This is a genomic window from Mesorhizobium sp. f-mel (genome assembly GCF_053850215.1).
In genome coordinates this window covers 107,944-120,134 of sequence record NZ_JBSPTO010000003.1, presented here as the reverse complement: position 1 = coordinate 120,134, position 12,191 = coordinate 107,944, and the positions used below count along the sequence as shown (strand labels likewise).

12 protein-coding genes are annotated in these 12,191 nt (G+C 58.9%); 5 read left to right on the top strand and 7 right to left on the bottom strand.

Features of this window, described 5'->3' with window-relative positions; genetic code table 11:
- Window positions 1-196 precede the first annotated feature (196 nt).
- The 3 genes from ACWUKX_RS06755 (at window position 197) to ACWUKX_RS06745 (ending at window position 3,793) form a co-directional block, all read left to right on the top strand.
- Window positions 197-1,306: a calcium:proton antiporter gene (locus tag ACWUKX_RS06755; RefSeq protein ID WP_456005118.1), complete on the top strand. Its 1,110-nt coding sequence runs from the start codon at window positions 197-199 to the stop codon at window positions 1,304-1,306.
- 71 nt (window positions 1,307-1,377) lie between these two features.
- Complete coding sequence (locus ACWUKX_RS06750) at window positions 1,378-2,838, top strand: phospholipase D-like domain-containing protein (protein WP_456005115.1); 1,461 nt, start codon at window positions 1,378-1,380, stop codon at window positions 2,836-2,838.
- Window positions 2,839-2,992: 154 nt separating this feature from the next.
- A complete protein-coding gene (locus tag ACWUKX_RS06745; protein ID WP_456005113.1) occupies window positions 2,993-3,793 on the top strand; it encodes an endonuclease/exonuclease/phosphatase family protein in 801 nt (266 codons plus the stop codon).
- Window positions 3,794-3,895: 102 nt separating this feature from the next.
- Here the strand turns inward: ACWUKX_RS06745 and phnE are convergent, their stop codons facing one another.
- From phnE to ACWUKX_RS06730, 3 genes are all read right to left on the bottom strand, one after another.
- Window positions 3,896-4,690 (bottom strand): phosphonate ABC transporter, permease protein PhnE, encoded by a 795-nt coding sequence (gene phnE, locus ACWUKX_RS06740; protein ID WP_456005111.1) that lies wholly within the window; start codon window positions 4,688-4,690, stop codon window positions 3,896-3,898.
- Window positions 4,683-5,432 (bottom strand): phosphonate ABC transporter ATP-binding protein, encoded by a 750-nt coding sequence (locus ACWUKX_RS06735; protein ID WP_456005108.1) that lies wholly within the window; start codon window positions 5,430-5,432, stop codon window positions 4,683-4,685. The genes phnE and ACWUKX_RS06735 overlap by 8 nt, the downstream gene beginning before the upstream one ends.
- A gap of 79 nt (window positions 5,433-5,511) precedes the next feature.
- Window positions 5,512-6,369: a PhnD/SsuA/transferrin family substrate-binding protein gene (locus tag ACWUKX_RS06730; RefSeq protein WP_456005105.1), complete on the bottom strand. Its 858-nt coding sequence runs from the start codon at window positions 6,367-6,369 to the stop codon at window positions 5,512-5,514.
- A gap of 117 nt (window positions 6,370-6,486) precedes the next feature.
- Here ACWUKX_RS06730 and ACWUKX_RS06725 point away from each other — a divergent pair, with 117 nt between their 5' ends.
- On the top strand, window positions 6,487-7,668 hold the full coding sequence (locus tag ACWUKX_RS06725) for an alpha-D-ribose 1-methylphosphonate 5-triphosphate diphosphatase (protein WP_456005103.1): 1,182 nt from the start codon (window positions 6,487-6,489) through the stop codon (window positions 7,666-7,668).
- Entirely contained in the window at window positions 7,665-8,450 is a 786-nt protein-coding gene (phnF, locus tag ACWUKX_RS06720; protein WP_456005101.1) for a phosphonate metabolism transcriptional regulator PhnF, read from the top strand. The genes ACWUKX_RS06725 and phnF overlap by 4 nt, the downstream gene beginning before the upstream one ends.
- Window positions 8,451-8,558: 108 nt before the next feature.
- On the opposite strand, the gene ACWUKX_RS06715 is transcribed toward phnF, so the two are convergent.
- The 4 genes from ACWUKX_RS06715 to ACWUKX_RS06700 form a co-directional block, all read right to left on the bottom strand.
- A complete protein-coding gene (locus ACWUKX_RS06715) occupies window positions 8,559-9,014 on the bottom strand; it encodes an NUDIX domain-containing protein (protein WP_456005098.1) in 456 nt (151 codons plus the stop codon).
- Window positions 9,015-9,256: 242 nt separating this feature from the next.
- Window positions 9,257-9,988, bottom strand: coding sequence for a glycosyltransferase (locus ACWUKX_RS06710; protein ID WP_456005095.1), 732 nt, complete (start codon window positions 9,986-9,988; stop codon window positions 9,257-9,259).
- Between the two features lie 78 nt (window positions 9,989-10,066).
- Window positions 10,067-10,882 (bottom strand): glycosyltransferase family 2 protein, encoded by an 816-nt coding sequence (locus tag ACWUKX_RS06705; RefSeq protein WP_455837562.1) that lies wholly within the window; start codon window positions 10,880-10,882, stop codon window positions 10,067-10,069.
- A gap of 109 nt (window positions 10,883-10,991) precedes the next feature.
- The gene (locus ACWUKX_RS06700) at window positions 10,992-12,161 is read right to left on the bottom strand and encodes a glycosyltransferase family 4 protein (protein WP_456005093.1); all 1,170 of its coding nucleotides are present in this window, start codon (window positions 12,159-12,161) and stop codon (window positions 10,992-10,994) included.
- Window positions 12,162-12,191: the final 30 nt, after the last annotated feature.

Here is a 12,191-nt window from a genome sequence, read left to right as displayed (position 1 = left end):
GGAAACGCGAAAACTCAAGGCTTAATTGCAATTCGGGATGTGTGGCATCGACCCTCGGCAAGTTTCGTACGCCAAGTCGATCGGGCACGCGGCCATTGTACGGGCCGGCAGCCGCAAGTACACTGAGACCGTGGGCTTCGGTCAGTCTCTGTAATACTCGATCTGCGACCGTCGATGGCGATGAAGGAAATCCGTCTTGGCTGTTCATCGACGACCGATCGGCCAATATCTGTTCCCAATCGGCTCCTTGGGTCTGGCCGCAGTGATTCATTTCGGCGCCGCGGCGATCGAGCATTCGCTGCTTTCGATCAAGATCCTGGCGGTGATCGTGGTCGCTATCTTCATCTTCGCGACCGTGTTTGTGGTTTTGCATCATGCCGAAGCCGTCGCACGGCGGCTCGGTGAACCTTACGGCACGCTGCTTTTGACATTTTCGGTCACGGCCATCGAAGCATCGGTCATCGTTTCGATGATGCTCCATGGCGAGAACAACCCGACGCTGGCACGCGAGTCCGTGTTTTCCACGGTCATGATCGTGTGCGCTGGTGTTGTCGGGGTCTGCCTCACACTGGGTGGGCTGAAGCATCGATATCAGGACATCAAACGACAGGGCACCAACGCTTCCCTTGCCGTCATTATGGCGCTGACGGTTCTTACGCTGATCCTTCCAAACTACACGCTTGCAACAAGCCCCGGTACGTTCTCCGCATCGCAACTCGCTTTCGTGAGCGTTCTTTCAATCCTCCTCTATGGTGCCTTCGTCTTTGCCCAGATGGTGCGCCATCGGGGTGATTTTATCGAGGATCTGACGTCCAGCGCGGAACATGAGGCGCATGTATCTGAGGGTGGGAACGTGGCCACAAACGTGCTCCTCTTATTTGTTGGACTGGCAGGGATCGTTCTTCTGACAGAGCAGGTGGCCGGCAGCATCGAGAATGGGCTCGAGTTTCTTCAAGTTACTCAGGCGGACGCAATCGTGGGCTTCTTCGTCGCTGCGCTGGTGCTTATGCCGGAGGCGGTGTCGGCGGTTCGGGCAGCGCTCAATAACGAACTTCAGCGAGGGCTGAATGTCGCCCTCGGCTCGGCCTGCGCCACAATCGGCCTGACAATCCCGGCAATCGGTGCGGCGAGCCTACTCACCGGACGAAGCCTGACTCTTGGTCTAGGCCCGGGTGATACCGTGCTTCTCATCCTCGCGCTCGCCATCAGCATCGTGAGCTTCGGGACGGGCCGAACAACGATGCTGACGGGGCTGGTTCATCTCGTCGTGTTTGTCGCCTATCTGTTCCTTATCTTCGTGCCCTAGGGTCTGTTGAGTATCAACGCCGGGAATGAGCTGCATTGCGTTCTGCAACCGCTCGCTGGATAGTCCTGGCGATGTTGCAGACCTTAATGACTCATTGGCCCCAGATCCTCGCGATCATTCCGGTGGTGATGGCGGCCATCGGCATCGTCCACGCCATAATGACGAAGGAAGACGTCCGCGCCGCCACAGGTTGGGTCGGCGTGATGTTCCTGTCGCCATTCCTTGGCGCGATCATCTACGCCGTTGCCGGCATAAACCGCATCCGTCGTGCAACGATCAGCGCCATGCGGCCCCTTTCCAGCGAGGCGGCTTCCGCAAAACATGAGCGCAACATTGCCGCCGAGGAATTGATTGCCGAGCGGTACGGCCAACGCTTCACCGGCCTGAAGACATTGGGCGACAGGGTAGCCCGGCGTGCCCTGACCTCGGGAAACGCGATTGCGATATTGGAGACAGGTGAAGAGGCCTATGCCGCAATGTGCCGAGCGATTGATGGCGCTCAACGCACTATCCTTCTCGAGACCTACATCTTCGACAATGACGATGTCGGGCGGATTTTCGTGGAATCTCTCGCCGGAGCCGTCCAGCGGGGTGTTAGCGTTCGCGTGCTGATCGATGCCGTCGGGGCGCGTTACTCCGTCCCCAGCATTCTTGGGCGTCTGCGAGAGGCAGGAATCACAGCAGACCTCTTCAACGGCAACATTGTCATGGGCCTGCGTCTTCCCTACGCCAACCTCAGAACGCACCGGAAGATCCTGGTCGTCGATGGCACGATTGCGTTCACCGGAGGGATGAACATCCGAAAGGGATTCTCAGCCGAGTTCGCCGGCTCCTCCAGCGCGAGGGACACGCATTTTCAGGTCACCGGGCCGGTCGTGGCCGACCTTTTTTCGGTTGCCGCCGAAGATTGGCGCTTCGTGAGCGGCGAGCTCCTGGAAGGCGACACCTGGCAAGTGGCCACGCTTCCCGCGGCTCCCGGTCAACCGATGCTGGCGCGGGCGGTTGCATCCGGGCCGGATGCCAGTATCGAAACGAACCACAACTTGCTGATCGGGGCATTTTCCGTCGCCCGCAAATCGATCCGCATCATGTCGCCCTATTTCCTGCCGGATCGGGAACTGATCAGCGCGCTGACGACCGCCGCCAGGCGAGGCGTCGAGATCGACATCGTGGTACCGGCGGTGAACAATCTCTTCCTTGTCGACCGGGCGATGACGGCGCAATTCGATCAGGTCCTAAAGCACTATTGCCGCGTATGGCGCACGGAGGGCTCGTTCGATCATTCGAAGCTGCTGTCGGTCGATGGAGTTTGGGCTTATATAGGATCCTCCAATCTTGATGCCCGGTCCCTGCGGCTGAATTTTGAGATTGATGTAGAGGTTCTTGATGCAGGCTTTGCCGCGGAGATTGAAGCGCGGATCGGATCGGCAATCGCCTCCGCCGCGTCTGTAACGATCGAAACCTTGAGAGCCCGGCCCTTCATCGTCCGCCTGTTCGACCGAGTGTTGTGGCTGGGATCGCCCTACCTTTAGAGGCTTTCTCGTTTTGTCGGGGGGAATTCGGGTGACGCAGCCATCGCTCCTTTTGAGCGCCGCATCTCGTCAGGGCAGGGAAGCAGCGATTGCAGATCCTATTTGAGTGAGACAAAGCTAAGTTTTGAAGGAAGTGAGGACGAGCAGCAGACTCATGCAAAGAACTGGACATAGCTTTCCTGCAAGTGTGCTCAAATCCATTCGCGACAGAAAAAACCGCAAGACGAAGGCTGCGCCGTCAGAAGGGACACGCCCCGCGGGGACTCTGGTCGCATCTTACAACGTTCACAAATGCGTGGGCGTCGACAGAAAGTTCGATCCCGAACGAATCGGTCGCGTCATCCGGGAAATCGGCCCGGATGTCATTGCGTTGCAGGAGGCGGACAATCGCTTTGGAGATCGTGCCGGCCTTCTGGATCTGCGGCGTCTCGAATTGGAAACAGGCCTGGTGCCGGTGCCGGTGTCCGGAAACGGCAAAGGGCATGGCTGGCACGGCAACGTTCTGCTTTTCAAACGGGGCATCGTTCGCAATGTCCATCAGATAAAGCTCCCGGGGCTGGAGCCGCGCGGAGCACTGGTTGCCGAAATCGATCTGGACGAGAAACGAACTCTGCGCATTATCGCAGCCCATCTCGGCTTGCTGCGCCGATCGCGCTCCGAACAGGCCCGTGTCGTGCTCGAAATCATGAACAGACCGGACGAAAAACCAACACTGCTGCTCGGCGATTTGAACGAATGGCGACTCGGAAACCGTTCCGCGCTGAATACGCTGCACACGACTTTCGGTCCCGCGCCGCCGGCGGTCCCCACCTTTCCATCGAGTCTGCCGCTGCTGTCGCTCGACCGGATCATGGCAAATCGACACGGAATGATCTCAACCGTCGAAGCCCATGACACGCCGCTTTCGCGGGTCGCCTCCGATCATCTACCGCTTACAGGATTCGTTCGCCTATGATGTAGCTGCCCAGCCCCATGGATAGAGATCGGTTCAAAGGGAAGCTCTTGTCTAGGATACGGGGCGGTGTCGTGCCGATTTGGGCGCATGGCTAGCCTGCAGCTACTGGATCTTAGAGCGCAAGCGATCCGTCACGAACTGCATCAACACCACGATGGTGAAGATCACGAGAATGATGGTCGAGGCATTCTTGTATTGGAAAAGATCGAACGCGACCTTCAGCTCCTGGCCGATGCCACCGGCTCCAACGAGGCCGAGAACAACAGACGAGCGCACTGCCTTTTCAAGCGCAAAGAGCGTGGTGTTTATCAGGGACGGCAAAGCGTCGGGCAGAACTGCCCCGCAGAGGACAGAGAACCGACTGGCCCCGATTGCAAACAGCGCTTCCTGAGGTCTTTCGTCGGCATCCTCCATCGCCTCGGCGAAGAAGCGCCCGCAAAAACCGATCGTATCGACGACGATGGTCATGGTTCCAGCAACCGCCCCGAGACCAACGGCTGACACGAAAAGAAGTGCCCAGACCAAATCTGGAACGGTCCTAAACAATGAGACCAGAATCCTGGAGATATGCCGGAACGGTCCGAGCGGGGTTATGTCCATGGCCGAGAGCCAGGCAAATGGCAAGCTGAGGACGACACCTATTGCTGTCCCCACGAGCGCTATCTGAAACGTTTCGATCATGCGCCAGAAAACCCGCAGGAGGAACCCTGGCTCGACATTTGGGGGTATCATGCGGCCGACGAGATGGGCCATGCGGGGCACTCCCCCTGCCAGTTGTTCCGGCGAATGTGCGACCTGCCCGGCGGAAACGATCACGAGAGCGGCCAAAGCGACGGCAAAGCTGAAAGTGAGGGGCGAGATCGATGGAATCCGGCTCGGCGAAAGGCGGTCATGCATCGAAGACGTCTTTCAAATCAGCGCGGGTCACATGCGCCGTCGGCCGGTCGAAGAAGACCTTGCCCGCCTTGAGCGCTATCAAGCGATCGGAGTAGTCGAGAGCATGTTCCATGTCGTGCGTGGTGTAGACCAAGGTGATCGCTTGTTCCTGGGTGAGCTCGGAGAAAACTCGCATCACATCATGTCCGGCCGCCGGATCGAGACTTGCCGCCGGTTCGTCTGCTATCAAAAGCTTCGGACGCCGGATCAACGCACGGGCAATCGCCACCCGCTGCGCCTGCCCTCCAGAAAGCGCGGCGGTGCGGGCGCCTGCCTTGCCGAGAAGCCGCACGTCGGCGAGCGCCTGCATCGCTTCCTCGCGCCAGTGTTGCTTTGCGATGGAATGGTGCCAGCCGCGCCAGCCGCCGGGCAGCCCGAGCTTGCCCTGCAAAACGTTTGTAAGAACGGATTGGCGGCTAACCAGTCCGTGGTGCTGGAAGACAAATCCGATCTGCCTGCGTATGCGCCGCAGCTGGGCGACGGACGGCGCCGAGCGGAAGCTCTCGCCGAGGGTGACGACCTCGCCACCGCTCGACGGTAAAAGACCGATGAGGCATTTGAGCAGGGTGGATTTTCCAGCACCGTTCGAGCCAATCAGGGCAACCCGTTCGCGCGATGCTATGTTGAGGCCGATACTGGAGAAAACGACCTTTCCGTTCGCATAGCTCTTCGCAAGATCGTGCGCGCGAATGATGGCTGTCATAGTGACCTCTTGGCCCAGACGGGACTACGAAATAGACCGGCGGTTAACCGCCGGCCTTTGCGATGAAAAGGAGCAAGCCTCAGTTTACGAAGTCGGTGAGGGTCTCGATTCCGATCGTGCGGTACATCGAGCGGACATAGTCGTAGTCCGAGTCCCTGACATCAGTCAGGAAGAAACCGCCCTTGAATTTCTGGTTGTCCTCGCCTGTCAGGATCGCTTTCATCAGCTCGTTGCCATTCTTCGCAAAGGCATCGCGGACCTTGACGAACACGTCGTCTGAAATGTCCTTACGGGCGACAAGAATGTCGTTCGGCAGATCGCGGCCCCGTGCGATTACCGAAAAGGCGATGTCGGGGAACGCTTCCCGGACCGAGTTCAGATAACCGAAATTCAAGCCGATAGCGGCGATGTCGCCGCGGATGAGAGCCTCAGCCGCGATATTGCGCGATATGATCACTGGCTCGTAATCGGTGGCATATTTCAGGTTGAAATCGGCCAGCGCCTGCGCGGGGCCGAGGTGCTGGGAGGTCGAGCCTACCGAGCCGAATGCAATCTTCTTGCCCTTCAAGTCTTCAATCGAGCGGATCGGTCCATTCGCCAGGACGGCGATCTGAGCGAAATAATCGGGGCGCTGCCAGGCAACAACAATCTTCGGCTGGCTTAATTCCTTCATGACCACGTATTCAGCAGGACCGGTCAGGACGAGATCGACCTGCCCGGAATTCATGGCCTCGACGGCGGTGGTCCGCGAGCTGACCGGAAACAGCTCGATATCCAGGCCGGTCGCCTCTTCAAGAGCGGTCTGGAAAGCGCCGAATTCCTGCTGAAGAGCCTCCAGTCCCTCCATGTCGGTTACCGCGAATTTCACCGGCTCCGCAAAAGCTGGAAGAGCGGAGGCAAGCGTCAGGGCGAGTGCGGTTGCGATGGTGCGGATCATCATTTTTCCTTTGCTGTATAGACAGGAAACTGTTACCCGCTAATCCGTATACGCAGCAGATGACGTGCTCGTGACATTCGTCGGCGCCACCGGCAGGCTTTGCTTTAGAGGGATACAGTGAACTGGCACATCCAGGGTGGTCGCATCCTTACCGACCGGGGACTTGAAACCGCGGACCTGAGCATTGCCGGCGGGATACTGTCAGAGATCCAAGCGGCCCATGCGTCCATAATCGATGCCGATGGTCTGCTCGTGCTTCCGGGGATCGTCGATATTCACGGCGACGGCTTCGAGCGGCAAATCATGCCGCGGCCGGGTGTCCGCTTCGACACGGCGCTGGCGTTGAAAGATACGGACCGCCAGCTTGTCGCCAATGGAGTGACCACAGCCTTTCACGGCGTCACGGTGTCATGGGAGCCCGGACTTCGCTCGCTCGAAGCCGCCAAGCAACTGATCGGCGCGCTCTGCGATCTCCGCGATACTCTTAGCTGCGATACGCGTGTGCATCTGCGCTGGGAGACCTTCGCGCTTGATCAGATGGCGCAGGTCATACAATGGCTCTCTCTTTGGCCGCGACCGATCATTGCTCTCAACGACCATACGACCGGGTCGGTATTGAACGGCACGATCGCCCGCAAGATCGGCCAGATGGCGGAACGGTCTGGCTTGAGCCGTGAGCAGTATATGGCGTTGCTCGATCAGATTTGGTCCCGCCGGGCCGACGTAGCGATCGCGATCGGGAAGCTGGCCGCGACTGCACGGGCCAATGGCAATGTGCTTCTTGCCCATGACGAAGCGTCTCCCGAAGAACGTATGCATTTCCGCGGTCTCGGTGCAAAGGCTTCGGAATTTCCACTGACGCTCGAAACGGCGAAAGCCGCGCGGCAAATGGGCGAGGATGTGATCCTCGGCGCGCCCAATGTCGTGCGCGGCGGCAGCCATAATGGAGCGCTGAATGCCACCGAGGCCATCAGAGCCGGGCTCTGCACGGTGCTGACCAGTGACTACCACTATCCCTCGCCTTTGCATGCGGCCTTCAGGCTGTCTTCTCCGGGGGCCAGCGATTTCCCCATGATCTGGAATCTGGTCTCGGCAAATCCGGCCCGGGTAGCCGGCCTTGACGATCGCGGATTGCTTGTTGCCGGCCGCCGAGCGGATCTGATCCTCGTCGATGCCGGCGATCCGGAACATCCGCGTGTGGTGGCCACGATGGTTCACGGACAAATTGTCTATTCCTCTGGACTCTCGCGCGTAAACCGACGGTCGGCACACCGATCGCCCGTGAATAAGGCTTCATGAACCAGAATACGAAAATCCCAACGCCACACGAGCGCAGCGTCAATCGTCTTCTGGCCTTTGACGGGCTGGTCTTTCGGCCACGCAGCGATTCGCCGATCTGGCAGCAGATCTACGATCACATCTTCAATCTGATCGAGAGCGGCTGTCTTCCGCCGGGCAGCCAACTTCCCGGAGAAACGCATCTGGCGCAGAAACTCGCGGTCACCCGCATTACACTTCGCCGGGCGCTGCAGCAGTTACAGCATGAGGGCCACCTCACCGCTCGCAAGGGCGTCGGTATCTTCGTGCGAAACCTACCCTCGACATTCACGGTTCGCGACGGACAGCGCTTTCTCGATAATTTCGAAGCTCATGGCCAGGAAATCGGCACCAAGACGCTGCTGATCGTCCGGGAACCAGCAGGACCGGCCGTGGCGGAGCGGTTGCGTCTCGCACCTGATGCCACCATTATCCGGCTGTGCCGGATCAGAACGTCCGATAAGCAGCCGGTTTACGTCAATACCAAGGTCTTTCCAGCCCATCTCTTTCCTGATTTCGAGCAGACGTACGACGTGCGTCAGTCGGTGACCGATGTTTTCCGCGCGCATGATATCGAGAATTACCGGCGGGCCGAGACGCGCATCAGTGGCGGCTTTGCGTCCCCTGATGAAGCCGAAATCCTGCGGCTGACACCCGGAACACCAGTATTCCGCATCAATGCCGTCAACGAGGACCGCAACGGCATACCAATCGAATGGACCCGCGGCTGCTGGCCGCTGACGTCTGTCGAGTTCGTGTTCTGATCCTGGCGCGATGGCGCGGTCAACATGGTCTTCGCCTCAGCCCATGGTTCCTGGGGCGCAGCGATCAGCACGACCAGTTCATGATGTCGGTCGGCCAATGGGTCGGCTTTAGACGGACCCCACAAGCCGGTCGAGAAAAGGCCGCTGGCCAATAACCATCTTTTCCCGGGCCATATCGAGGCCGAACCACCCTGCGCGATCGATCTCCGGAAAGAATTGTATGCGGCCGCTGCGCGGTGGCCATTCCATCTCGAACATGTTGCTCCGCAAAGTGCCGGCGTCGAAATCGCATTCGACGCCGAAGGCTGTAATAAGCTTGCCGCCGCGCTGGCGCAGCTCCCCCAACGCAAGCAGTGCTCCCTCGAGCTCCCAGCCGGTTTCCTCCACGAATTCGCGACGTGCCGCAGCTTCCGGCTGTTCGTCATCACCATACTCGCCCTTTGCAATCGACCATGCGCCAAGATCGCGGCTTTGCCAGAACGGCCCGCCCGGATGAACAAGCAACACCTGCAGTTCGTTGCTCGATCTGCGGTAAGGCAGGATGCCCGCACTTCTTTTCGCCATGGCCTCAAGCCTCTGCCATGCAGCATGCCGCAACAACGACAAAGCAGTTGCCGGCTTGGCGCAGCAGACGCCGTGCCAACGCCGCGCGCTGGAAAGCACGTCGCCAAAAATGGCTGTTCGACAACCCGCTCGGTTCGATTTCGACCAGGCACGCCTAGTCTGTTCACCGATCTGCACGAACCGCGCGCTGCCGGCGATATCGACGAAACGTCCGAAATGGTCGGGCCGATCGGTTGGATTAGCTACCGGCTCGCCGAGCGCGAAAGAGAAGCTTCCGTTTGTTCGGCATTACTCAAGAATTCGTCGCGTTCGGCTATCCACAGATCCGCATAGTCGACATTCTGCCACTCGGCAAACCACGGACCACCGCTTGTATAGTGGACCGCCTTAGGTGTGCCATGCGTCGGCTTTTCGTTCCAACCTTCAAGCCAGTTCCACTCTACTGGCAGCGAGCCCAGGTCCTCATCGGCGACCCACTGCATTCGATGGAGGTAGGCACCACTTTCGCGGTTCACGACCTCTGGCGTAAGCGATTTAACCGAAGGGTGCGCGCAGTTGAACAGCATCAGCGAGGACCAGTTTTTTCGTGGGTAGGATGTCTGGACCACGCCGTCCATCTTGGTAGTGGCCTTCGGCGTATAATCATGCTGGACGCAATAGACGGCCTTGTTCGACTTCGTGTATTCCAGCAAACCTGCGACGTCACCGAGCCACAGGAAGTCGCAATCGCAGAACAAAGCCCAACCCGTGTAGTCGGCGAGAAAAGGCGTGAGAAACCGCGTATAGGTGAACTCTGTTGACGCGAGTGGATCTTTTTCCCTCCAATACAGTCCACGGGCACGCAGTTCGTCCTGTTTGATTGGAATGACGGAGACAGGCATCGAAGCGTTTTTAAGCAAAGAGTGCCGTGCTACGTCGTAGGCGATCGGCTCGCGGCTGTCCCATCCAACGAATACCCTAAACGCATCAGTCATATTCAGTACCTTGGCTCCAATTTCAAAACGGCCATACACTAACTGTCTGGCAACAGCTCGGCAACAATGGTGCAGAAATTAGCCAGGACGATTTCTGAATCGCACGGATTTGCCTTTCACGCCGGTCCTGCTTTTTTCGGCGGATTTCGCCTCGCTGCCCAATGCGACAAGCGCCCATTTCTGATAGGTGTAGCTGGCTGAATAAGCGGCAACCATCGCGCCGGTCGAACCGTCCAGAAATCCCAGCTTGAAAACATAGCTGTTCATATAGGCCCAGACCGAGCGCAAAACCGCCTTGCTTATCGAGCTTCTTTTGCCCTCGGTAAGCAGCCGCGCCGCGGACGCTTCTGCGTATCGGCCGATCTTGTCATGCGCGTCTGCCAGGTCGGCGATGGAGTCATGCTCCATAGGATGGGACAATCGCGTAACCTTCCCATTCACCACAACTTTCTCGTGCACCGTGTCGTTGCTGAAGCGCCCGGACTGTCGACGGAAAAGCCGGAGCACCAGGTCGGGCGACCAGCCGCCATGGCGGACGATGTGCCCACAAAAGCGGGATCTTCTTGGTATTTCGAAGCCATCATAGCCTTTTGGGTTGGCGATAGCGGCTCTGATTTCTGCAGCGAGGGGTGGCTCGACCCACTCGTCGGCATCAAGCGAAAGGACCCAATCCCCTGTCGCCGCGGCCAGGGCACGGTTTTTTTGCGCGCCGAAACCGGGCCAATCGAGGGTAATCAGGACCTTGGCCCCGAGTCCACTGGCGATGTCCCTGGTTTGATCGGTGCTGTTGTTGTCGAGGACGACGATTTCGTCGGCAAAATGTACCGAGCGAAGGCAACGTGCAATGCACGCTTCCTCATTGCGGCTGATTATGATGACTGAGAGCGCCGGCACTGTCAGACGGTTCCGGCGTCAAAACTGCTACAGTTGTTCAAAGAAACTGGTCCCCCCGGCCTGTTAGCACTCCGAGCGATACTAACGGATTCAAAAAAAATGTCGAAAATTATCTCAGGTCGAGACTTTCGTAGAGCGCTATCATTCTCCTGATCATGACGTTGAAATCGTAATGTTCGGCCGCCGCTCTGACCTTTGCCGCAGTCTCAGGCCGTGACGACAGCTGCAACGCACGGGCAAGTCCGGCGGCGAGGTCGTTTACGCTGGCTGCGTCGCAAACAAGCGTCGGCTCGAACCGATCGACCAGCTCGCGCGCGCCACACCCGGTGCTTACCACGGCGGGCAAGCCGCTGGCCATGGCTTCGATCACCACTGTGCCGAATGGGTCATAAATGGAAGGCAGCACGGCAATGTCGGCCGCGCCGTACCATGGCAACATATCTTTCTGCGGCCCCAACATCCTGAGCCTTGCGCCAAGACCAAGTCTGTCGCCGGCCTGTTTGAAGGCATTGGCGCGCGAATCATGGCCAATGACCCACACCTCCGGCTCACCGTCCAGCGTGGCGACAGCCTTCATCAATGGAAGAAGTCCCTTTCGCGCGAAACCCGAGCCGACAAACAGGACGACCGGCCTGTTATCATCGACATCGAGCTGCGCACGAACCGCGCCCCGATGCTGTTGGCGCAGCTCCAGGTTGAAGCGGTCCAGGTCGACCCCGTTGGGAACATGGTGCACACGTTCCGCCGGATAGTCGTAGTGACGGATAATATCCTCAGCCACCATTTTCGAAATGGCAATCACAGCTTTAAGCCGTGGGCTGGCATAGGTTGTGCGTTCAAGACGCAGCGTCTGGCGATGAAAGGGACTCAGCGCCGTCGCTGCCCTGCCAAGCCGCGTCTCGAAACGCCGCCGCTCGGCAAGATAGGCGGCATGAACGCCTTCCCCGGCCCGGAAGACATCGCAGCACGGAAGACGATCGTTGCTCTGCACGAGCGCCGGTGGCATTTCGGCGATCTTGCGGCATGCGGCTCGGGCAAAGGACGTCGCCCGCATGGAGCGGGGAAACCGGCGGCCGGCACAATGGATGAATTCTATGCCTTCGTATCGCGGCCAGTCGCCGGACAGCACGGCCACCGGCCGTTGACGCGCGGCGAACGCCGCCATGATGTTTTCCAGCATGATCTCGCCTCCGCCAAATGGCGCATAGCGCTGGCGTACGAACAGGATAGGCGTCTTCGGTTCCGCCTGAACCCGTTGATTATGTTGTGACAAATCCATGCGATCTCGCTACGCCGTTGAGCACTCCGG

Excerpts from the sequence above, each read along its gene's own strand:
- ACWUKX_RS06750 (WP_456005115.1), top strand. The coding sequence starts at position 1,378 with ATGTTGCAGACCTTAATGACTCATTGGCCCCAGATCCTCGCGATCATT.
- ACWUKX_RS06745 (WP_456005113.1), top strand. The coding sequence starts at position 2,993 with ATGCAAAGAACTGGACATAGCTTTCCTGCAAGTGTGCTCAAATCCATT.
- phnE (WP_456005111.1), bottom strand. The coding sequence starts at position 4,690 with ATGCATGACCGCCTTTCGCCGAGCCGGATTCCATCGATCTCGCCCCTC.
- ACWUKX_RS06735 (WP_456005108.1), bottom strand. The coding sequence starts at position 5,432 with ATGACAGCCATCATTCGCGCGCACGATCTTGCGAAGAGCTATGCGAAC.
- ACWUKX_RS06730 (WP_456005105.1), bottom strand. The coding sequence starts at position 6,369 with ATGATCCGCACCATCGCAACCGCACTCGCCCTGACGCTTGCCTCCGCT.
- phnF (WP_456005101.1), top strand. The coding sequence starts at position 7,665 with ATGAACCAGAATACGAAAATCCCAACGCCACACGAGCGCAGCGTCAAT.
- ACWUKX_RS06715 (WP_456005098.1), bottom strand. The coding sequence starts at position 9,014 with ATGGCGAAAAGAAGTGCGGGCATCCTGCCTTACCGCAGATCGAGCAAC.
- ACWUKX_RS06710 (WP_456005095.1), bottom strand. The coding sequence starts at position 9,988 with ATGACTGATGCGTTTAGGGTATTCGTTGGATGGGACAGCCGCGAGCCG.
- ACWUKX_RS06700 (WP_456005093.1), bottom strand. The coding sequence starts at position 12,161 with ATGGATTTGTCACAACATAATCAACGGGTTCAGGCGGAACCGAAGACG.